At 63.1% G+C, this 20,836-nt stretch carries 16 protein-coding genes; 9 read left to right on the top strand and 7 right to left on the bottom strand.

Annotation, left to right across the window (positions count from 1 at the left end; all coding sequences use genetic code 11):
* Nucleotides 1-9 precede the first annotated feature (9 nt).
* From HMPREF2528_RS02345 to HMPREF2528_RS02320, 6 genes are all read left to right on the top strand, one after another.
* Nucleotides 10-783, top strand: coding sequence for a histone acetyltransferase (locus HMPREF2528_RS02345; RefSeq protein ID WP_083297865.1), 774 nt, complete (start codon nt 10-12; stop codon nt 781-783).
* Nucleotides 784-1,179: 396 nt separating this feature from the next.
* Complete coding sequence (locus tag HMPREF2528_RS02340) at nt 1,180-1,797, top strand: hypothetical protein (protein WP_005504391.1); 618 nt, start codon at nt 1,180-1,182, stop codon at nt 1,795-1,797.
* Nucleotides 1,797-2,831 (top strand): inorganic phosphate transporter, encoded by a 1,035-nt coding sequence (locus HMPREF2528_RS02335; RefSeq protein ID WP_070507292.1) that lies wholly within the window; start codon nt 1,797-1,799, stop codon nt 2,829-2,831. The genes HMPREF2528_RS02340 and HMPREF2528_RS02335 overlap by 1 nt, the downstream gene beginning before the upstream one ends.
* A gap of 142 nt (nt 2,832-2,973) precedes the next feature.
* Complete coding sequence (locus tag HMPREF2528_RS02330) at nt 2,974-4,050, top strand: glycosyltransferase family 2 protein (RefSeq protein WP_070542106.1); 1,077 nt, start codon at nt 2,974-2,976, stop codon at nt 4,048-4,050.
* 2 nt (nt 4,051-4,052) lie between these two features.
* Nucleotides 4,053-5,759 carry a polysaccharide pyruvyl transferase family protein gene (locus HMPREF2528_RS02325; protein ID WP_070542103.1) on the top strand — a complete coding sequence of 569 codons (1,707 nt, stop codon included), beginning with the start codon at nt 4,053-4,055 and terminating at the stop codon, nt 5,757-5,759.
* Nucleotides 5,760-5,930: 171 nt separating this feature from the next.
* Entirely contained in the window at nt 5,931-7,259 is a 1,329-nt protein-coding gene (locus tag HMPREF2528_RS02320) for an FUSC family protein (RefSeq protein WP_070542099.1), read from the top strand.
* Between the two features lie 119 nt (nt 7,260-7,378).
* On the opposite strand, the gene HMPREF2528_RS02315 is transcribed toward HMPREF2528_RS02320, so the two are convergent.
* Nucleotides 7,379-8,845, bottom strand: coding sequence for a DNA repair protein RadA (locus tag HMPREF2528_RS02315; protein ID WP_049333397.1), 1,467 nt, complete (start codon nt 8,843-8,845; stop codon nt 7,379-7,381).
* Nucleotides 8,846-9,076: 231 nt separating this feature from the next.
* On the opposite strand from HMPREF2528_RS02315, the gene disA reads away from it, so the two are divergent.
* Nucleotides 9,077-10,153: a DNA integrity scanning diadenylate cyclase DisA gene (gene disA / locus HMPREF2528_RS02310; RefSeq protein ID WP_070542096.1), complete on the top strand. Its 1,077-nt coding sequence runs from the start codon at nt 9,077-9,079 to the stop codon at nt 10,151-10,153.
* A 102-nt stretch (nt 10,154-10,255) separates the two neighbouring features.
* Complete coding sequence (locus tag HMPREF2528_RS02305; RefSeq protein WP_049345963.1) at nt 10,256-10,468, top strand: hypothetical protein; 213 nt, start codon at nt 10,256-10,258, stop codon at nt 10,466-10,468.
* 111 nt (nt 10,469-10,579) lie between these two features.
* Here HMPREF2528_RS02305 and HMPREF2528_RS02300 read toward each other — a convergent pair whose 3' ends face one another.
* The gene (locus HMPREF2528_RS02300) at nt 10,580-11,371 is read right to left on the bottom strand and encodes a hypothetical protein (RefSeq protein WP_070542085.1); all 792 of its coding nucleotides are present in this window, start codon (nt 11,369-11,371) and stop codon (nt 10,580-10,582) included.
* Nucleotides 11,372-11,463: 92 nt separating this feature from the next.
* On the opposite strand from HMPREF2528_RS02300, the gene HMPREF2528_RS02295 reads away from it, so the two are divergent.
* Entirely contained in the window at nt 11,464-12,480 is a 1,017-nt protein-coding gene (locus HMPREF2528_RS02295; protein ID WP_070542083.1) for an HhH-GPD family protein, read from the top strand.
* Nucleotides 12,481-12,578: 98 nt separating this feature from the next.
* Here HMPREF2528_RS02295 and HMPREF2528_RS02290 read toward each other — a convergent pair whose 3' ends face one another.
* From HMPREF2528_RS02290 to HMPREF2528_RS02270, 5 genes are all read right to left on the bottom strand, one after another.
* Nucleotides 12,579-15,149: an ATP-dependent Clp protease ATP-binding subunit gene (locus HMPREF2528_RS02290; RefSeq protein WP_049333457.1), complete on the bottom strand. Its 2,571-nt coding sequence runs from the start codon at nt 15,147-15,149 to the stop codon at nt 12,579-12,581.
* Nucleotides 15,150-15,992: 843 nt separating this feature from the next.
* Nucleotides 15,993-16,343 carry a histone-like nucleoid-structuring protein Lsr2 gene (locus HMPREF2528_RS02285; protein ID WP_049333459.1) on the bottom strand — a complete coding sequence of 117 codons (351 nt, stop codon included), beginning with the start codon at nt 16,341-16,343 and terminating at the stop codon, nt 15,993-15,995.
* A 799-nt stretch (nt 16,344-17,142) separates the two neighbouring features.
* Nucleotides 17,143-18,675, bottom strand: a complete 1,533-nt coding sequence (lysS, locus tag HMPREF2528_RS02280) for a lysine--tRNA ligase (protein ID WP_246823738.1) — start codon at nt 18,673-18,675, stop codon at nt 17,143-17,145.
* 108 nt (nt 18,676-18,783) lie between these two features.
* Nucleotides 18,784-19,731, bottom strand: coding sequence for a pantoate--beta-alanine ligase (panC, locus tag HMPREF2528_RS02275; RefSeq protein ID WP_070542080.1), 948 nt, complete (start codon nt 19,729-19,731; stop codon nt 18,784-18,786).
* Nucleotides 19,728-20,690, bottom strand: coding sequence for a Rossmann-like and DUF2520 domain-containing protein (locus tag HMPREF2528_RS02270; protein ID WP_070542077.1), 963 nt, complete (start codon nt 20,688-20,690; stop codon nt 19,728-19,730). The genes panC and HMPREF2528_RS02270 overlap by 4 nt, the downstream gene beginning before the upstream one ends.
* Nucleotides 20,691-20,836: the final 146 nt, after the last annotated feature.

Below are 20,836 nucleotides of genomic sequence, written 5' to 3'. Positions count from 1 at the left end.
GGAAATCCTATGTCTACACCCGCAGCATCAACCGGCGCCTCCGGGCGCACCCGACACCGCACCCACCACCGCCCCGTCCTTTACTCCGCCGAAAAATTTGAACGCCACGAAGGCGGCATGGACCCCGCCGCACGCGAAGAGGCGGCACACGCCTCCGCACGCATCCTGCTGATGCGCGGACGCGGCACCGACGAGCAGACAACCGAGCGACTTGTCAGCTTCACCGACGACTACGGTATTGAAATGCTCGCCGAACTCTGGTCGCACGCAAGCGCCCACTCCCTGCCGGGTGCGCTGTGGCGTATGTACTGGCTGCGGGACGTGGTGCATCGTTCACCACGCGGGGTGAGCCGTGCTTTTGAGCTGGGCATGGCGGAGGATTACCGTTCGCACGTGGTGGCGGGTGTTCCCGACCTGCCGAGTGCCGAGGAGGTGGTCCGCACGATTGATAAGATTCTGGCAGGCCTGTACACCGGCGATACGGATATTGCGATGGAACGTTGCGCGGCGTTTGCGCACGTGGTGGCGTTGGGTATTCGCACCGATTATGCGCGCTCTGCCGGGCAGGATGGTGCGGTTCCGGGTAGCCACGAGGTGAAGCGTGAGGCGGTGGAGCGTCGTGCTCGTCTGCCGCGTCAGGCTCAGCAGATGGAGCAGGTCGCGCACGATTTGGAGGCGGTCGCCGCCCAGCTGCGCGCCGTTGAGGCTAGTCAGCAGGTTAATGGGGGCTCGGGGGCTGGTTCTGTGCAGGAAAAATCGCAGACCAGCCTCGAAGCATTTTAGTCTTCTGCAACGTTTGGGCGCCTAAAAATACGGGTTCGTGCCGCGAATTGGCACAGGTTCCACATTGGGCCGCAAAGGCGTGAAAAGCCTGTTTCTAATTGACTCTGCGCCGGGTGCGGGTGGATAATAATTACAAGATGTCGGGTTGCTAATAGGTAGCCCCGGGCTCCAAATCTTTAGCCGCTTCGAGCGGCCTTCCGCCGAGAGGCGCTCCCAACCCGACATCCCTAAACGTTCCGGTGGGGGTCGAGAAATCGACCCCCACCGTTTTTTGCTTAAAACCCCGTCTAGAAGCCGCCGCCAGCCCGACGCAGTTGTGTCTGAAGCTCGAGCGCTCATGAGATATGCACGGGCTGTGCGCACCCGCACCACCCAATACTGGTTAGACTGGGAACTATGCTGCACCGACTTTTCCCCCACGCCAACGAATCCCTCGCCTCCCTCGCTGAAATTTCAGCGCAGGTCGGTGAGGCTGCCGCGTTGCTCTCAGAAATGGTCGGCTCCCCCGTTGCGGAGTACCCCGAACTCTTCGAACGCATGCTCACCCACGAGGCGGACTCCACGAACCTGCTGTTCCGCACCCTCACCGAGGTGCGCAGCTCCTTCTCCCCGCCGATTCCGCGTGAAGACCTGTACACGCTGGCACGCAAGCTCACCAACGCCGTTGAGAAGCTCACCAGCGCCGCGCACGTGCTGTCCCTGCACAGCATTGACGGCTTCGCCACGCACATCACCTCAATCCTGGACATTATTCAGCGTCAGGCGGTGCTGACCGCCGCCGTCATCCCCAAACTCGCCGATATTCGCGGCCTCGACAACTACTGGATGGACATGCTGCGCATCTCCCGCCAGGCGCTACGCACCGCCGAAGAGTACGACGCGTACATTGCCGAACGCTACACCCCCGAACGGTACCGTCGCTACGCCACCTTCCTGGCGCAGCTGACCGCCGCCTCCAACGCTATGCGTGATGTGTCTGCCGAGATCGGCCGCATTATCGTTCAGGAATCCTAATGTTCCTGGGTCTTCTAGCCTGCTGCGCCTTCATTGCTGCGGTATACGTTACCGGTGTGCACGACGCCTCAAACGCCGTCGCTGTTCCGGTGCGTACCCGCGCCCTCGGCGAGCGCTCCGCCCTGTACCTTGCCGCGCTCTTCAACGTGCTCGGTGTGGTTGGTGCATTCCTGCTACTCGGTGAGTATTCCGCCTCGTGGGTGAGTGCCCCGGAGGGTACCACCGGCCTGAACGGCATTGTTGCGGCGCTGCTCGTCTGCGCTATTTGGGGTGTGCTCACCTGGTTCCTGCGGTTGCCGTCCTCCTCAACTCACGCGCTGGTCGGTGCCCTCGCCGGTGTGAGCTGGTGGACCCAGACGAGGAGTGACAGCGTCGCTGAAGGCTTCGGTTCCCTCGCGTTCCTGCCGCATATTTTTGGTGCGACCCTGCTGCCGCTCTTCTACCTACCGCCGCTCATTTTTCTGCTGTCCTGGCTGATGGTGGTGCCGTTCTACCGCCTCGTGGTGGGGCATAACCCGCGCCTGGTGAATCAGCGCGCCCGCGAGGTGCTGGCGGTGTCTGCCTCCGCGATTTCGCTGCTACACGGCCTGCAGACCGGTTACCTGTACCTGCTGCTGTGGGCGCTGCTGAGCGAACGCATCATGGATCCGGCGCTGATTCAATCCCTCACCTGGGGCGGGATGCTGCTGGGCACCCTCATTATTGCCCTCAGCCTGGGTGCCGGTACGCTGACCGGTGGCCGCCGCATCGGCTACACCTTCGCCTACAAGATGGTCCGCCTAGACCCGTTCCGTGGCGCGGTCGCTCAGGGCACGACCGCGGTGGTTCAGGTGCTCGGCTACTTCCTGCTGCAGGTGCCGTTCTCCTCCTCGCACCTGGCGACTGCATCGGCGCTCGGCGCGGGCGTAAACCAGCGTTTTAACGCGTTGAAGTCCAGGATTGTTCTGCAGATTCTTCTGGTGTGGCTGGTCACCATTCCGGCGTGTTTTGTGCTCGGTGTGCTGGCGATGGTGGCACTACAGTCCATCAGCTAGTTTTTAGGGGCGGCTCGTGCCCCTGTGTGCACGCTGTTGCGGGTTAGCCGGGCGGTGGGTTGAGTCTGAACAGTGCACACCTTCATAATGGGTTGAGTTCCTGGGCTGGCACGGGCCCATTCACCCTCGACTGATTGTGGTTATGTCTTCCCCTACCGTAGCTATTCTGGTCCGCACGAAGGGCCGCCCCCGCTTCTTGAGCCGCGCGCTGGAGAACATTGCGCAGCAGACCTTCACCGACTACACGGTCTGCGTGATTAACGACGGAGGCGACGAGCAGGCAACCCGCGCCGTCATTGAGGCTTCTCCACTGGGTTTGCTGGGTTCTAACGCGCACGATTCCAGCCGCGTGCAGCTGCTGACCACCGCCGGCGGCAACATGGAGGCGGCATCCAACGCCGGTTTGGCGGCGACCACCTCCGAATACGTGGCGATTCACGATGACGACGACTTATGGGCACCCGAGTTCCTGGAGCGCACCGTCGCGGCGCTGGAAGAGAGCGGCGCGTTCATGTGCACCACCCGCGTTGTGGAGCGGTACGAACGTGAGAACGCCGACGGCGAGTTCGAGGTGTACGAGGAACGTATTTTCCACGACGGCTTGCCCGGCATGGGTTTGCAGTTCCTCTTCCGCACGAACCGTGCCGTGCCGATCGGTATTCTCTACCGCCGCAGCCTGCACGAGCTGGTCGGTTTCTACGACGAGTCCCTGCCGGTGGTCGGCGACTGGGAGTTCAACATGCGTGCCGCCTCTGTGGCGGATATTCTGCTGGTGGATGAGCCGCTGGCGTACTGGTCGCTACGCCCCGACGCAGAAGGTGCCGAGGCGAATAGCGTGAAGCGTCAGGCTGATCATGCCCGCTTCGATTCGCTGGTGCGTGCCCGCGCTATCCGCGAGGATTTGCAGGCGGGCGCCCGACCGGGTGCGTACCTGTATCAGGCGCATTTGGCAGCTGACCTGGAGCGCCGCGTGATTGACGGGCACGATCTGACCCGCGAATCCCTGGACATTCTGCGCTCTATTGAGAGCCGCCTGGAACGTATCGAGGCCCGTCAGCAGGCTATTGAGGAGCGTTTGAAGGTTCTCAAGCACCTGCGCGCCCCGGGCCGCGCGTTGCGTTCCTTGGCGAAGCGTTCCCTCAATCAGCGCTCCCTAGTTCGTCGCGGTACTGAGGCTGGGTCAGCGGAGGCTGGTTCGGCAGAGCAGAAGGGCGCGTAGCCGTGGCAGAGAACAATCATTCTTCTACAGCACCGCGTGTGCTCGTCATTGGCGATATCGGCCAGCACATCTACCACGTGGGCGACGAAGCCATGACCATTGCGAGCGCTCAGGCGCTTTCTGAAGGCGGCACGGCGGTCACCCTCATGACCCGCGATGTGGGCCATTCGGCGCGCTATATCGGCGCGGCGGTGAATCATGAGGCGGACGCGCCCTACGAGTACCTGCCGTTTTTCCTCTTCCCCTGGGCACCGGCTGAACGCGAGCTGACCCTCGCGGCGCTCGAGTGCGTCCTGGAGCAGCTGCACGCCGACCGGGAACGCCCCTCCGTTACCGAGCTGGTGGCGTTACCGCAGGTGCAGGCGCTGCCGGAGGTGCTGCATCCGCTGGAGCAGACCGTTGAGCGCATGGTGGAATTCGCGGACGCTATCGCCGCCATGGACGCGGTCGTGGTCTCCGGCGGCGGCAACCTCAACTCCCGCTTCGGCTGGCTCCTCTACGAGCGTGCCTCGGTGGCTCTCGTCGCCGAGTACGCCGGTGTTCCCCTATTCGTGACCGGCCAGTCCTTGGGCCCGGTCCTCAACCCCGAGGATGCGCAGGTTCTGGAGCGCATGCTCCGCACCGCCCGTTCGGTGACGGTACGCGAAAGCTCCTCACTCGCCTGGTGCCGCGAACGGGATATTGACGCGCGCCTGAGCGTGGATGATGCCACCGACTACCCGGTGGCCTCCCCGGCACGCACCCTGCACTATGCGGAGGGTATTTCAGCAAGTCAGGCACTTAACGAGCTGCCGGAGCACTACGTCTGCGTGACCGTCAACGAATGTACCGACCAGCAGGCACAGCAGATTGCGCGTCTACTCGATGGCATGTGGCGCGAGCACGGCTACGCACCCGTTTTCCTGAGCCACTACGGTGACCCACAGGACCCGGCAAGCGGCGATATTCAGGCGCACCAGCGCATCGCCGAGCGGCTCAGTCCCTCCACCCCGGCGACCCTGCTACCGATTCTGCACGCCGACCAGAGCATCACCGTGCACCGGGCGGCGGCGTTCACCCTGACCAGCCGCTACCACCCGGCGGTGTTCTCCGCCGCGGCAGGTATTCCCGTGCTCGCCCTCATTCCGGATGCGTTCACGCAGATGCGCGTGGGCGGCGCCCTGAGCCTGTACGGGCTGGGCGAGTTCACCCTGCCGTTGGGCATGCTCGCCGGTGGCGTTCCCGAGCTGATGGTTGCCGCCGCCCTGCGGCACGCGGCGGTGGCATCGGATGCACGCCGCACCGAGCTGCTGGAGGTGCTGCGCACCGAGCGTGCCTACCTGCTTGCGCAGATTCTTGGCTCTGATACAGAAACTAGCGGCGAGGCAGAAGCCCCCGCGCCTTTCCCTGCCGCAGAGCAAACCCCGGCTCTCCCCGAGCCGCTGGGTGCAACCGTCCGCGCCGCACGCGATCTCTTTACCGAAACCTCCCTCACCGCGGGTTTCGAGTGGGCGATGTCTGACCGGGCGCACTCCTGGGATGCTGAGCACCGCCGGCAGCTCGAACGTGCCCGCGCAATCGGTGGCGGGTACAGCGCGCACGGTGTTCACGGGGCACACGGCGCCGAAGAAACGCATCCTGTCGCCGTTGAGTCTGAGTCATCTGATGAGGCACCCGCCGAGACGAATCCGGGCCTGCTGGCGAGGGTGGCGCGCCGCCTCCGCGGCTAGGTTGCATAACGGGGGCCAGGCTGCGTAACGGAGCTAGAGCAGCGGTTTTGGAGCTAGGTTTCCGCGAAAAACGCGGCTTCGGAGCGGGTATAGGGCGGGTACGGGGCGCGGGGTCTCTCACACTTGCACCCAACACTCCCCTACCCCCTTGTACAGAGCACACGCGCCGGTATGATGGTGCTCATGGCACGCTTCGCAGAGATTCTACGCACTACTGAACAGAACACCCGACAGTTCGTCCGTGAGGGTCTTCACCGAGTCCGAGCAGACTTCTTTCAGTCTGTGCAGATTGTTGCGGCGTCTATGGGCGCTTGGCTTTTCGCTGAGCGCGTCCTGGGCCACCACGAGCCCATTTTCGCGCCGGTCGCTGCCCTCGTATCCCTGGGCTATGTGAGCGGCGCTAAGCATGCCCGCCGAATCCTTGAGGTCTCCTTCGGCGTGACCCTCGGCATTCTCATTGGCGACCTTCTGCTGATTCTGCTCGGTCACGGTACCTGGCAGGCGGCAGTGGTGCTTTTCTTGACCGTGATTGTTGCCCGATTTATTGATAAGGGCATTATTTTTACGATTCAGCTCAGCTTCCAGGCCTGTTTCACGTTGCTACTGCCCGTACCTGACGATGCGTTCACCCGCAGTTTCGACGGCATTGTCGGTGGCGCTTTCGCGTTCCTCGCCATGTACCTGATGCCGCGCGACCCGCGTAAGAACCCGCGCGCCCGCGCCATCGCCCTCATGGATGCCTTCGCGAAGGTTTTCCAGCTCTCCTCCGAGGCAATCCGCTACTACGACTACAACAAGGCGTACCAGAGCCTGCTTGATGCCCGCGCTCTGCAGCCGCTGTATGATGCGTGCCGAGGCGACCTGATTACCGCGCAGGGCATGAACGACCTGTCGTGGAAGAGCCGTAAGAACCGCGAGGAGCTGGAACGCCTGGCGAAGACCCTCGCCGCGGTGGATCTGGCCATTCGTAATGACCGCGTGCTCAACCGTCGCATGGCCTCAACTATCCGCCACGTGCAGCTGCGTTCGGCCGCGCTGGTTTCGCTGAGTAAGGCCCTGGACGAGCTGTCGCTGGCTTCCCAAAGCATCGGCCTGGGCATGTCTGCGCCGAAGAAGGAAGAGCGCGAGCACTACATGAAGAAGGCGCAGGACCGCATGGTGCGCCTGGCCGGAACCCTCAACCCGCACTACATGGGTGTGGCATCCTTCGAGGGCGAGTCGCTGGTGCTGATGCTGCGCCTGATTGTGGTGGACTTTATGGAGGCAACCGGCATGTCCCACAAGGACGCCGTGGCGGTTCTGGTGCCTCTGGGTGAGGCGGTCACCAAACATGCACCGCGTACCTCGGTAATCCCGATTGTTGACGCTGACATGGATGACTCCATGGTGGTTGACGACGTGACCGATAGTGCGGTGAACACCCACCGCACGAACAAGCTCCACACCCGCTCGATCAACATCATGTTGCACGAGAACGAGGAGGAGAGCCGCTCCTCCTAGCGGGTTTCTAGCGGGGTCAGTGGCGACCGTCAAGACACAGCGGAGGGGGCTCCCGGCGACCTTCACGTCAGCCGGGAGCCCCCTCCTCCGCTATCTCTATGCTGTTGATGCGCGGGCGGCTACTTCTGCGGGAAGAGTAGTGCCAGCGCCTCACCCAGGGTGGTCACCTCACGCACGGTCACGCCCTCGGGCACGTCTCCCACGCCGGTCGGGGAGGCGGGCACCAGCACGTGCGTGAAGCCCAGGCGGCCCACCTCCGCGATGCGCTGGCGGATGCCCGGCACGGCGCGCACCTCACCCGCCAGGCCGACCTCGCCGAAGACCGCGAGTTTACGCGGTAGCGGCTTATTTTGCGCCGCCGAGGCAAGCGCCATGACGCACGCCAGGTCGGCGGCGGGCTCGGCAATTTTTGCACCGCCCACCGTGGAGACGTAGCAGTCGAGCTTGCCCACGTTCAGCCCGGCGCGGCGCTGCAGCACCGCCAACAGCATCTGGATACGCGCTGAATCCAGGCCCGAGACGGTACGGCGCGGGGCGGGTGCCACCGCCTGATCCAGCAGTGCCTGAACCTCCGCGAGCAGGGGTCGGCGGCCCTCCATCGTGACGGTCACGCAGGTGCCCGCCACCGGGTGCGGGGTGCTGGAGACGAACATGCCGGAGGGGTCCAGCACGGGCGCGATGCCATCCTCGTGCATGTCAAAGCAGCCCACCTCGTCGGTGGGGCCGAAGCGGTTCTTGATCGCGCGCAGCATGCGGATATTCGAGTGCTTATCGCCCTCGAACTGGCAGACCACGTCCACCAAGTGCTCAAGCAGGCGCGGGCCCGCGATGGTGCCCTCCTTGGTCACGTGACCCACGAGCAGGGTGCACATATTGCGTTCCTTCGCGGCTGCAATCACGGAGGCGGCGACCTCGCGCACCTGGGTGACACCACCGGCGCTACCCTCAACTTCCGCGGAGGCGAGGGTCTGCACGGAGTCGATGACCAGCAGCGCCGGGTCAATCTGCTCGATGTGAGCCAGGGCGGTACCGAGGTCGGTTTCGCTGGTCAGGTAGAGGGTTTCCGCGATGGCACCGATGCGGTCGGCGCGAAGCTTGACCTGCGCGGCGGATTCCTCGCCGGTGATGTACAGGACCGGGCGCGGCGGCTGGGTGTTCTGCGCAGAGGTGTTTTGCGCTGGGGTGTTCGTCCGGTTCTGCGCGCCCTTCCGACCCGCAATCCCGGCGGTGCCGCACGCGAAGGTGGCGGCAACGTCCAGCAGTAGGGTGGACTTGCCCACGCCGGGTTCGCCCGCCATGAGGATGACCGCGCCGGGCACGAGTCCGCCGCCGAGTACGCGGTCAAATTCGGGGTTTCCGGTGCTCATGTAGGCGGCCACACGCGAGTCGACCTCGGCGATGGGCTGGGCGGGTTTCTGCACGCTGGATGCGGCACGGGTGCGCGCGCGGGTGCCCCCGGCGGCTTCTTCGACGGTGCCCCAGGTCTGACACTCGCCGCAGCGGCCCACCCACTTGGCGGTGGTCCAGCCACATTCGGTGCAGCGGTAGGCGGGGGCGGTTTTGGTGGTCTTGGTGCGGGCGCTCATGGCTCTATTGTAGGGGCGGGCCCGCTTTCTTACCGGGGCGAAGGTCATCTCTCGCGACGGGCGTACAGCGGGGCGGCCCGCGCCCGTAAAACCATCCGGGGCCGCCGCAAGTGCCTCCCGGGGAACAACATTTCAACATCGTTTAAAATCAAGAATATCTATTCGTTTTTAAGGCACTTTAGCCCGCCGTTTCGCCCCTGACCTGGCTCAATAACCACCCTTATGGGTACAATGGTCTTCGTGCAGATGAATTATAGTGACCTTTTGCTAAAAACTATCGCCCGAATCGCCCCCGGCACCGAGCTTCGCGAGGGCCTGGAACGCATCATGCGTGGCCGTACGGGCGCGCTCATCGTACTCGGCTCCGACCGCACCGTATCCTCCATGTCTTCGGGCGGTTTCAACATCGACACCGAGTTTTCGGCAACCCGCCTGCGCGAGCTGGCCAAGATGGATGGCGCCATCATCTGCGACCGCGACGCCACCCGCCTGCTGCACGCCGCAGTGCAACTCATGCCGGACGCCTCCATCGATACGAACGAGTCCGGCACCCGCCACCGCACCGCCGAGCGCACCGCGATTCAGACCGGTTTCCCGGTGATTTCGGTGAGCGCCTCAATGTCCGTCATTTCGGTGTACGTTGACGGCACCCGCTACACGGTCGAGGACAGCCAGTACCTCATGGCCCGCGCGAACCAGGCGATTCAGACCCTTGAAAGCTATAAGAAGCGCCTGCGCTCTGTGCTTTCCTCGCTCTCGGCCCTGGAGATTGAGTCCAACGTGTCCCTGGCGGATGTGGCGATGACCCTTCAGCGCATGGAGATGGTGAACCGCATTATCCGCGAGGTCAGCCACTACGTGCTGGAGCTTGGCGTGCACGGCCGCCTGATTGCCCTGCAGCTGGAGGAGCTGCGCGCGCCCGAGATGACCGCCAGCGACCTGATTCTGCGTGACTACCTGCCCGAGGCGAATGACGAGCTGATCGCCGCCGGCGTGCAGGCGCTCCAGAACCTAGACGGTATGGGCATCGTCGATTTGCGCGCGATTGCCCGCACCGTCGGCTTTGGCGAGAACCCCGATTTGGAGACTCCCCTGCAGCCGCGCGGCTTCCGTCTGCTGGACGGTATTCCGAGCATTCCGAACGCGATTGCCGAACGCCTCGTGGAACGCTTTGGAAGCCTTCAGGCCCTCATGGCGGCTTCCCTTGAGGATTTGCGAGCCGTGGACGGCGTGGGCGAGGCGCGCGCCCGCACGGTGCGCGAGCAGCTGACCCGCATGGCGGAAAGCAGCCTGGAGCGCTACCTCTAATCACCCGGTTACACCCCTAGCATTTGAGAACGGTTCCGGGTTATGATGTGTCGACAGAGGTTTCCCCTTATCCAGGCCATAACACGTCACGAGGAGGTCACTATGGCCAAGCGTTCCGTCCCGTTCTTTGTGTGGGCTTCCCCCATTCTTTTTCTGATTTACCTGCCACTGCTGTGGTTCCGAGTCATCCCCAACTCCTTCGAGGTGACCGACCCGCCCACCCTGCTTCTAGCAGCCCTGCAGTGGACCGTCTTTGGCGGCTTGCTCGGCTACCTGGGTGAGCGCCGATTCGCCAAGCCGCGCGCCTCCAAGTAATAGCCAGACAAAAGCTCATACGAAAAGCCCCCGTGCCGGAAGAACATCCAGCATGGGGGCTTCTTACGCCCGCTCACGGGCGAAAACTATGGGGGGGGCTCGGCGAAGCGACTACTGAATCACGAAGTTCACCTTGGTCGAGGTTACGCCGTTCACCGTTGCGGTTGCCCAGTAGGAACCCTTCTGGGCGTTCGAAGCAGCGGAGCAGCCCAGAACGTTGATCTTGCGATCCCAGGCCAGGTCGGTTGCACCCTCGGCGCCCGCGGCAACCTCAGCCTTCGGCAGGGTGGTCGCGGTGCACAGGCTACGGGTGTACACCTGCGCCGATCCCGAGGTGATGTTCAGGTCCACGCCGGTATTCGCACCCTCGCCACCCACGGCGCAGGGGGTCTTCGAGGAGTTCGTGTAGGTCACGTGGAACGAGACCTGCTCGCCCGCGGCGAACGTGCGCTTCGCGGGGGTAACGGTCACCTTCAGGTCGTTCGCGGTGCAGGCTGCCACCACACCCGCCGCGCTTGCGCTCGGGGTGGCGGAGGGGGTGGCCTGCGCGGTCTTGGCCTCGCTCGGCTTTGCCTCGGGGCTCTTGGTTTCAGCCGCCTTGGTCTCGGTGGCATTAGGGGAGGCACTCTTGGTCGTCGTCTCGCTCGGGGAGGCAGAAGGACTTGCCGAGGCGGAAGCGCTAGCCGAGGCCGTTTCGGAGGGACGCGCGCTGAAGCTCTGGAAGGGCGCACCGGTGGCCGTCGCGGTAGAAGCGACGGTGGCGTCCTTCTTGTTATTAATCATGCCGACGATGCTCGTCACGCCCGCAACCAGCAGGAGAATGACGGCGAGCAAGGCAACAACCGCCACGATGCGACGGCGGCGGTAAACTTCGGGAGGCAGAACGGGACCGTTTTCAGACATACTCTAAGGATACCGGGTTTCAACCTTAGATTCACCATGAACCCATTCCATGCCGTTTTGGGAATATATAGCCCGTGACGTAGGCTTTTCTGATGATTCAAGAAGCAGCAGACCCCGCAAATCCCCTCCCACAAGGCATCAAGCCGCACCTTCTGCACGAACGCATTAATGGCTGGTTCCTGCAGAACGCACGCGACCTGCCCTGGCGCCGCGACGACTGCTCGCCCTGGGGCGTGATGGTCAGCGAATTCATGCTACAGCAGACCCCCGTCAAGCGCGTCCTGCCCGTCTGGGAGGAGTGGATGCGCCGCTGGCCCACCCCCGCAGACCTGGCCGCCGAGCCCGTCTCGGAGGCGGTGCGCGCCTGGGGTCGCCTGGGTTACCCGCGCCGCGCTCAGCGCCTGCACGGGGCTGCCGTGGCGATTGTGGAGCGGCATGATGGTAAGGTTCCCGCCGACCACGATGCGCTCCTCGACCTGCCGGGCGTGGGCTCCTACACGGCCGCCGCCATCAGCGTTTTCGCGTTCGGCCTGCGAGAGACGGTCATCGACACGAATATTCGCCGCGTGCACGCCCGCGCCGTCAGCGGCAAGGCTCTCCCCTCCCGCTCGCTGACGGCCTCCGAAACCCGCCTGGCCGAGGCACTCATGCCCGCCGATACCCCCACCTCCTGCGTGTGGAACGCGGCGACCATGGAGCTCGGTGCGCTGGTCTGCACCGCGAAGTCCCCGACCTGCGAGCAGTGCCCCGTGCAGGATGTGTGCGCCTGGATTGCGGCCGGCCGACCCGATGCTGAGTACACGCCAAAGGGCCAGGCCTGGCACGGCACGGACCGCCAGGTGCGCGGTGCCGTCATGGCGGTTCTCCGCGCCGCCCACGAGCCCGTGGAGCGCAGCCTCATCCTGGATGCAGCCTCGGCCACCGGTGCTGCCGCCTCGCCCGACCTGGTGTTCCCCGCGAATGTTCCGGCCGAGGTGCACCGCCCGCTCAAGGCGTTGTACGCGCTCTCCCCCGCCTCCGAACAGCTGCAGCGCTGCTACGCGGGCCTTCTGGCTGATTCTCTGGCCCGTGAGGTACCGGAGGGCGGGCGGGTACTCGTCTCGCTTTAGAAAGGCCCCAGAGGGTCTTAGAACGCACAAAACGCCCGAGGGGGGCACCGAATAACCGGTACCGCCCCTCGGGCGTTTTGTGCGCTAGAGCCTAGCGCCTAGTCGTTACCCTGGCCCTCGCGGACCTCGGAAGCGGGAGCCTCGGAAGACTCACCCTCCTTCGCGGGCTCCTTCACGGACTCCAGGGAGAGCTCCTTCATCGGCTGAGACGAGAAGACGAACTTCGCGGAGTCGCCCTCGCCCTCAACGTCCACGGTGATCTTCTCGCCGGGCTTGATGTCGCCGAAGAGAATCTTCTCGGACAGGGCGTCCTCGATGTTGCGTTGCATCTCGCGGCGCAGCGGGCGGGCACCCATAGCCGGGTCGTAACCCTTGGCTGCCATGAGGGCCTTTGCCGCGTTGGTCAGCTCGATGGACATATCCTGCTCCGCCAGGCGCTTGGCCAGGCGACCCACGAACAGGTCCACAATCTGCAGAATCTCGGATTCCGAGAGCTGCGGGAAGACAATAATGTCATCCACACGGTTCAGGAACTCGGGACGGAAGTGCTCCTTGAGGCTTTCCATCACGCGAGCCTGCATGCGCTCGTAATCGGCGGCGGAATCGTCCATGGCCTGGAAACCAACCGGGATGCGGCGGTTCACATCGCGGGAACCCAGGTTGGTGGTCATGATGATCACGGTGTTCTTGAAGTCCACCACACGACCCTGCGAGTCGGTCAGGCGGCCGTCCTCAAGAATCTGCAGCAGCGAGTTGAACAGGTCGGAGTGAGCCTTCTCCACCTCGTCGAACAGGACCACGGAGAAGGGCTTGCGGCGCACCTTCTCGGTCAGCTGACCGCCCTCTTCGTAGCCAACGTATCCGGGAGGGGCACCGAACAGACGGGAGACGGTGTGCTTCTCCTGATACTCGGACATATCCAGGGTGATAAGGGCGTCCTCGTCACCGAAGAGGAACTCGGCCAGGGCCTTAGCAAGCTCGGTCTTACCCACACCGGTCGGACCTGCGAAGATGAACGAGCCACCGGGACGGTGCGGATCCTTCAGACCCGCACGGGTACGACGAATCGCACGGGACAGGGCCGCAATGGCGTGCTCCTGACCAATGACGCGCTTGTGGAGCTCCTGCTCCATGGTCAGCAGGCGGCTGGACTCTTCCTCGGTGATCTTGTAGACGGGCACGCCGGTGGAGGCGGCCAGAACCTCGGAAATCACCTCGGGGGTCACGACGCCGTAGGCGTCTCCGCCACCCTCGCGCCATTCCTTCTCTGCGGCTTCCTTCTCGGCCAGGACCTTCTGCTCCTGGTCGCGCAGGCCGGCTGCCTTCTCGTAATCCTGCGAGTTGATGGCCTCTTCCTTCTGCTGGCGCAGCTTGGCGGCTTTCTCGTCCAGAATCTTAATTTCCGGCGGAGCGGTCATGCGCTTGATGCGCAGGCGCGCACCGGCCTCGTCAATCAGGTCGACGGCTTTATCCGGCAGGAAGCGGTCGGAGATGTAGCGTGCCGCGAGGTTCACGGCGGTCTCAATCGCCTCGTCGGTGATGGTGACACGGTGGTGAGCCTCGTACTTATCGCGCACACCCTTCAGAATCTGCACGGCGAGCTCCTGGGAGGGCTCGTCCACCAGAATCGGCTGGAAGCGGCGCTCCAGGGCGGCGTCCTTCTCGATGTGCTTGCGGTACTCGTCCAGGGTGGTTGCACCGATGGTCTGCAGCTCGCCTCGGGCCAGCATGGGCTTGAGGATGGAGGCAGCGTCAATCGCGCCTTCGGCGGCACCGGCACCCACCAGGGTGTGGATCTCGTCGATGAACAGGATGATGTCGCCGCGGGAGCGAATCTCCTTCAGAACCTTCTTCAGACGTTCCTCGAAGTCACCGCGGTAGCGGGAACCGGCCACGAGGGAGCCGAGATCCAGGGTGTACAGGTGCTTATCCTTGAGGGTCTCGGGGACGTCACCGTGCACGATGGCCTGGGCCAGGCCCTCAACCACGGCGGTCTTACCCACACCGGGCTCACCGATCAGCACGGGGTTGTTCTTGGTGCGGCGAGAGAGAACCTGCATGACGCGTTCCATCTCGTGGTGACGGCCAATCACCGGGTCCAGCTCGCCCTCACGCGCTGCGGCGGTGAGGTTGCGGCCGAACTGATCCAGAATCGTGGAACCCGCGGGAGTGCCTTCGCGAGAGTTACCTGCACCCACGCCGGCAGTTTCCTTCTCGCCGGAGTTGTTGCCGGGGTAGCCGGAAATCAGGTCCATGACAGCCTGGCGCACGGCGGCGGGCTCAGCGCCCAGCTTAACGAGCACCTGGTTTGCCACGCCCTCGTTCGCACGAACCATGCCCAGCAGGATGTGTTCGGTGCCGATGTAGCCGTGGTTCAGCTGAATAGCCTCGCGCATGGACAGTTCGAGAACCTTCTTCGCGCGGGGGGTGAAGGGGATGTGTCCGTTGGGGGCCTGGGGGCCGGGGCCGACGATGTCCTGAACCTGTTCACGTACTGCGTTCAGGGTAACGCCCAATGATTCCAGGGCGCGTGCACCGATGCCTTCGCCCTCGTGAATCAGACCGAGCAGCAGGTGTTCGGTACCGATGTAGTTGTGGTTGAGCATGCGTGCCTCTTCCTGGGCAAGCACCACAACGCGCCGAGCTCGGTCGGTAAAGCGTTCAAACATTTACGCACTCCTTGCATTTTCCTATTGATACAAGAGTACGTTGAGTGCCGGGTTTCTGCCCTGCGCTCGGGCATCTGTTCGCCATCAAGAGAACGGAAAGGGCGCGGGCGGAAGGCAATCGGGGCGGACGGATTCCTTTGCCGGGGCTCGGCAGCGCGTCCGCTCATCTTTCGAAGCGCCCGGCACCTTTTTGAGGGTCGCCTCGCGACACTCGAATGCACATATTGCCGAACACAAACACAGAAAAATCCACGTATAGGAATACGATAGGCCCAGATTATCTGCAGAGAATCCCGGATATTGCAGAATATGCACTGTCTTTCAAAGTATATGCACGCCAATCACTCGACGGGACGACAATAATTCCTGGGCTCGCGCGAGAATCTCACTACATGATTCACGACTTCCCCATCATTCCCTAAAGCGCGTAAAAATACATAAAGATATAGATGCCACGAACGGGTGAATAATCCCGGAAATAATGACACGCGCACTCATCGCTCACGAGTTATTCGCGCGGAGAGAATCAATCTGGGGCTATGCCCTTATAAATACGGACGCAATGATATCGACATTCCGTCTGTACATTCTGGCGAGTGCAAGAAATTGCACTCTCCGCTGCCAACAATATGTTTTACAAGTAAATTAAACATGCTGGTGCCTCGGTAGAACACCGCACGCTTTCCCCCACCCTCCAGGATTGATAATTCAAATCCTCACGCCGCGGCCCCGATATTTACCGCCACATAAAAACGCTCACGGCGGATAGCGATAATCGCTATCCGCCGTGAGCGTACACAATGCATTTGCTCCGCACGGAGCAAAACCCGAAGGGGCTAGAAATTAAGCCTGTTCCTTCATTGCTGCGTAGTATGCATCCTGAATGTCCTGGTGGATGCGGCCACGGTCGGAAACCTTGTGGCCGTTAGCCTTAGCCCACTCGCGAATCGCTGCGGTCTCGGGGTTACGCTTGACCGGAGCGGCGGTACCGCGGGGTGCGCGGGTGCGCTGAGCGGAGCCCTGCACGCGGCGGGACTTAGCTACGAAGGGACGGATAGCGTCGCGCAGACGTGCGGCGTTTGCGGAGGACAAATCAATCTCGTAGTGAGCGCCATCCAGGCCGAAGCGGATGGTCTCGTCGGCGGGGCCGCCGTCCAAATCGTCTTCAAGGATGATGCGAACCTTCTGTGCCATAAATGGCACCTCCCTCATCTGTTGCATATATCCTATGGGCGCAAAACCCTGAAGCCCCTATCGAAAATTGATAGAGAAAAAGTGTGCCGGATATACATATGTACTAATTTCCTATATATCGTAACAGAAATACCGGAGGCGTTCATTGCGCAAACCGGCAAAATAGACGGGTAAATAACACCCGAGAATAATATGAGGAATATTTTCGGGAATATCGTCCCCAAATCATCGGCAATACGGAGGCTGTTCTCTGTACGCATATTATCGCCTCCGCTGTGCGGGTCGGCTCATTAAATAGCCCACCGGTCGAACGCTAGAGACGCGCCGCGTGCATTTGAATGGTGCGCGTCAGGAAATCAGCAGGAATAATCTCGCGGATAATCCTTCATCCCGCGCGGAACGGCAAAACTATCTCAACGGTATATTCCACATCCGCACGCCCCTATTCATTGCGAATCCGTAAGTCATCACCGAGAATACTTTTCGCTCGCCGTCCCCATATACGGCTGACTAGCCAAAACTAAGCTACAGCCGGAGAATTTCAAACCGATAAAAGCCGCCCGAAAACACCACATCCGAAAGCGCCGAAGCAAAAACGCCGAGATGAAAACACGACTACGAGAAACACGGAGCCGAGCCCGCCCGAGCCCATTTAGGGCTGAGTACCGGATTCACTCGGGCAGGGCATACGAGAGCGGGGGCCGCGAGCGCACACGCGCCCGCGGCCCCCGCCGCGTTCAAACCCGGAACGCCCCGCGCAAACACGCGCGGAACGAGTCCAGGCCCTCAAGATAAGAAATTAAGCTTCCGGCTTCATGAGCGGGAACAGAATCGTCTCGCGAATACCGGGCTGACGCACCACGGTACCCGGACGCTCCGGATCCTGGTCGCCCGCCAGCAGCATAATCAGACGATCGATGCCCAGACCAATGCCACCCATCGGGGGTGCACCGTGCTCCAGGGCGCGCAGGAAGTCCTCGTCCAGCTCCATCGCCTCATCGTCACCGGCAGCAGCCAGCAGCGACTGGGCGGTCAGACGCTCACGCTGAATCACCGGGTCAATCAGCTCGGAGAACGCGGTACCGCGCTCCATGCCGCCGATAATCAGGTCCCAGGCCTCAATCAGCGGCTCACCGGAACGGTGCGGGCGGGCCAGCGGCTGAGCGCTCGGCGGGTAATCGTACACGAAGGTCGGGTTCACCAGGGTCGGCTCGACAATCTCGCCGAAGAGCTCGATGACGAGCTTCTCTGCGTCCCACTTCGGGTCGATATCAACCTCGTGCTTCTCGGCAATCTCGCGCAGAACGGACGCGTCGGTCTCCGGGGTAATCTCAACACCCACGGCCTCGGACAGGCCCGGGTACACGCCAACCCACTTCCACTCACCGAACAGGTCAATGGTGCCGTTCTCAGTCTCAATACGCTCGGTACCGACGGCCTTGGCGCAGCTCTGGATAATCTCCTTCATGCGCTCGGCCATCACGAACTGGTCGGCGTACGCCTCGTAGCACTCCAGGGTGGTGAACTCGGGGCTGTGAGTCGAGTCGACGCCCTCGTTGCGGAACACGCGACCAATCTCGTACACGCGCTCAATACCGCCCACCACGGCGCGCTTGAGCGGCAGCTCGGTCGCGATGCGCATGGTCATCGGCTGGTCGAAAGCGTTCAGGTGGGTGCGGAACGGACGAGCCGTCGCGCCACCGTGAATCAGCTGCAGGACCGGGGTCTCAACCTCAACGTAGCCGTGCTCGTCCAGTACGCGGCGCACGGTGCGGGTAATCAGGGCACGCTTCTTCACCAGCTCGCGGGCCTCCTCGCGCACCATCAGGTCCAGGTAGCGCTGGCGCACGCGGGTTTCCTCGTTCAGGTCCTTGTGCAGAACCGGCATGGGGCGGATAGCCTTCGAGGCCATCTTCCAGTCGGTCACCATGATCGACAGCTCACCGCGGCGAGACACAATCACGCGGCCGGTCACGAACACGTGGTCACCCAGGTCAACCAGGGACTTCCACTCGGCCAGGGACTCCTCGCCCACCTCAGCCAGCGACAGCATCGCCTGGATGCGCTTACCCTCGGTACCGCCCTGCAGGGTCGCAAAGCACAGCTTACCGGTGTTACGAACGAACACCACGCGGCCGCCCACGTGCACCACGCGGTCGGTCTCGTCGCCAGCCTTCAGCTCGCCGGACTCCAGCTTCGGGTCGTACTCGGCGCGCAGATCCTCGATGTGGTTGGGCTCCACACGGTTACCCTCGGAATCCAGCAAGCCCACCGGGTATGCCTCACGACCCGACTCAATCAGCTTCGCGCGCTTCTCCAGGCGAATCTGCATCTGCTCGGACATATCAGCAATCGCCGGTGCGGCGTGGTGCTCAGTGCTCACGGTGATACCTATCTGTGTAGTGTGTTGGGAAGTCTCTAAACGAAATTCAGCGAACGCTTAGCGCAGGTCCATGTTGTCAATCAGGCGGGTCGGGCCCACATACGCGGCGACCAGGGCCAGCACGCGCTCCGAATCCTCGGTCGGCTCGCCGAAAGTCATCGGGTCGACCAGTTCCAGGTAATCGAGGCGCACGCCCGGGGTGGAGTTGATGCGCTCGCGCGCGCCCTCCAGGTCAATCTCGTGGAAGCCGCGGTTCAGCGAGTTCTCGCGCAGCATGGCCAGGGTGCGGGAGAGCACCAGAGCCGATTCGCGCTCCTCATCCGACAGGTAGCCGTTGCGCGAGGAGAGGGCCAGGCCGTTATCGTCGCGCACAATGGCCACGGGGCGCAGGGTCACGTCGTGGTTGAAGTCGTGAACCATGCGCTGAATCAGGATGTACTGCTGGGCGTCCTTCTGGCCGAAGTACGCGTTCACCGGGTGTGAGCCGGCGGCGGGGCGAATGATGTTGAAGAACTTATTCACCACGGTCAGCACGCCGTCGAAGTGTCCGGGGCGAGTTGCGCCCTCGAACTTGGTGCCCAGCTCGCCGCTCGAGATGCGGATCAGCGGGTCGCCGTCGGGGTACATCTCCTCCACCGAGGGGGCGAAGATGATGCTCACGCCGGCGGCACCAGCCAGCTCGGCATCGGCCTCAAGGGTGCGCGGGTACGCCTCGTAGTCCTCGCCGGGGCCGAACTGCAGCGGGTTCACAAACACAGAGGCGACAACAACATCGTTCTGCTCGGAAGCGCGGCGCAACAGGGTGGCGTGGCCATCGTGGAGGGCACCCATAGTGGGCACGTAACCCAGGGTGGCGGTACGGTACTGAACGTCAGTGCCGTTCTGCTCCGCCTCGAGGCGGGCAGCACGGTCCAGGGCGTCCTGCGCGGTGGCCAAAGCCTGCGCGATAGCGGTGCGGAACTCCGCAATGGTGGTCACGACGCGGGGCATCGAAGTCTCAGTCATGACGAGAACTCCTTGTTTTCGGGGGCAGAATCGTCGGTGTCGCCGGTGTACTCCACGTTCGCGGAAGGTTCCACCAGGCTTTCGATCCGTTCCAGTTGTTCATCGTTTAACAAACCTCTATTATGCGCCCTTTTTGCGGTCGCATGCGCCAGAGCGGCGTAAGAGTCTGTAATATCACCTGTTTTTTCTCCCTGTGCATACTCGCCGAGCGCCCTCATGTGGGCGGCCACGGTACCCGCATCGCCGCGCGCAACGGGACCGGTTAGGGCCCCTTCGCCGCTTGCGAGCGCGTTATCCACGGCCGCGCGGACCAGCGGACTCATGTAATGGGCCGGGTCCTCAATGCCGATGGATGCGAGCATCTGCTGAGCCTGGCCCAGAATCGTCACGAGGTGATTCGAGGCGTGGGCCAGGGCTGCGTGGTACAGGGCTCGGTCGGCTTCGGCCACGTGGACGGGCTCGCCACCCATCTCAACCACCAGGGCCTGCGCGATGGGCAGGAAGGGGGCGGGGCCGGTCACCGCGAAGCTCGTGCCGTTCAACCGCTGCAGGTCCATGGACAGGCCCGTGAAGGTCATGGCCGGGTGAATGGCCAGGCCAATGGCGCCCAGGGCCGTTGCGGGGGCGAAAACCTCCGTGCCGTGACGGCCGGAGGTGTGCACCAAAAGCTGACCGGCGGTGATGCTCCCGGAGGAGGCCAGGTAGGTGATGAGGCCCGGCAGCTCGTCGTCGGGGACGGCCAGAATCAGCAGTTCGCTCCGTTCGGCAATCTGTTCCACCGGAAGCAGTGGCACATCGGGGAGCAGCATCGCGGCGCGCTCCCGGGAGGCCTCGGACACCGCGTGAACACCCACAATCGTGTGCTCGCAGGCGCGCAGGGCCGCGCCGAGGACGGCGCCAACCTTCCCGGCTGAAATGATTCCGATGCCCAAACGGGCGGGTTTTGAATGGTGTACCACGGTTCTTAAGTATATTCGCCCGCACCGGGTGGCGCCTCCGGGTGGTTTACGCCTGTGGATAACCCGGCCGCGCGTCAGGCGGTGGAGAGCCGCTGAGGCGGCGCAGACGGCGCGAGGCCCGCCCGCACCGAGTGGTGCGGGCGGGC

Origin of the sequence: Rothia sp. HMSC078H08 (genome assembly GCF_001808955.1) — a bacterium.
Lineage (GTDB): Bacteria > Actinomycetota > Actinomycetes > Actinomycetales > Micrococcaceae > Rothia.
The sequence above is the reverse complement of the archived record's forward strand: the minus strand, read 5'-3'. Positions and strand labels throughout refer to the sequence as shown.

What these genes read in the sequence shown, in the direction of transcription:
- HMPREF2528_RS02345 (WP_083297865.1), top strand. Translation starts at nt 10, where the DNA reads ATGTCTACACCCGCAGCATCAACCGGCGCCTCCGGGCGCACCCGACAC.
- HMPREF2528_RS02340 (WP_005504391.1), top strand. Translation starts at nt 1,180, where the DNA reads ATGCTGCACCGACTTTTCCCCCACGCCAACGAATCCCTCGCCTCCCTC.
- HMPREF2528_RS02335 (WP_070507292.1), top strand. Translation starts at nt 1,797, where the DNA reads ATGTTCCTGGGTCTTCTAGCCTGCTGCGCCTTCATTGCTGCGGTATAC.
- HMPREF2528_RS02330 (WP_070542106.1), top strand. Translation starts at nt 2,974, where the DNA reads ATGTCTTCCCCTACCGTAGCTATTCTGGTCCGCACGAAGGGCCGCCCC.
- HMPREF2528_RS02320 (WP_070542099.1), top strand. Translation starts at nt 5,931, where the DNA reads ATGATGGTGCTCATGGCACGCTTCGCAGAGATTCTACGCACTACTGAA.
- HMPREF2528_RS02315 (WP_049333397.1), bottom strand. Translation starts at nt 8,845, where the DNA reads ATGAGCGCCCGCACCAAGACCACCAAAACCGCCCCCGCCTACCGCTGC.
- disA (WP_070542096.1), top strand. Translation starts at nt 9,077, where the DNA reads ATGGTCTTCGTGCAGATGAATTATAGTGACCTTTTGCTAAAAACTATC.
- HMPREF2528_RS02305 (WP_049345963.1), top strand. Translation starts at nt 10,256, where the DNA reads ATGGCCAAGCGTTCCGTCCCGTTCTTTGTGTGGGCTTCCCCCATTCTT.
- HMPREF2528_RS02300 (WP_070542085.1), bottom strand. Translation starts at nt 11,371, where the DNA reads ATGTCTGAAAACGGTCCCGTTCTGCCTCCCGAAGTTTACCGCCGCCGT.
- HMPREF2528_RS02295 (WP_070542083.1), top strand. Translation starts at nt 11,464, where the DNA reads ATGATTCAAGAAGCAGCAGACCCCGCAAATCCCCTCCCACAAGGCATC.
- HMPREF2528_RS02290 (WP_049333457.1), bottom strand. Translation starts at nt 15,149, where the DNA reads ATGTTTGAACGCTTTACCGACCGAGCTCGGCGCGTTGTGGTGCTTGCC.
- HMPREF2528_RS02285 (WP_049333459.1), bottom strand. Translation starts at nt 16,343, where the DNA reads ATGGCACAGAAGGTTCGCATCATCCTTGAAGACGATTTGGACGGCGGC.
- lysS (WP_246823738.1), bottom strand. Translation starts at nt 18,675, where the DNA reads ATGCAGATTCGCCTGGAGAAGCGCGCGAAGCTGATTGAGTCGGGTCGT.
- panC (WP_070542080.1), bottom strand. Translation starts at nt 19,731, where the DNA reads ATGACTGAGACTTCGATGCCCCGCGTCGTGACCACCATTGCGGAGTTC.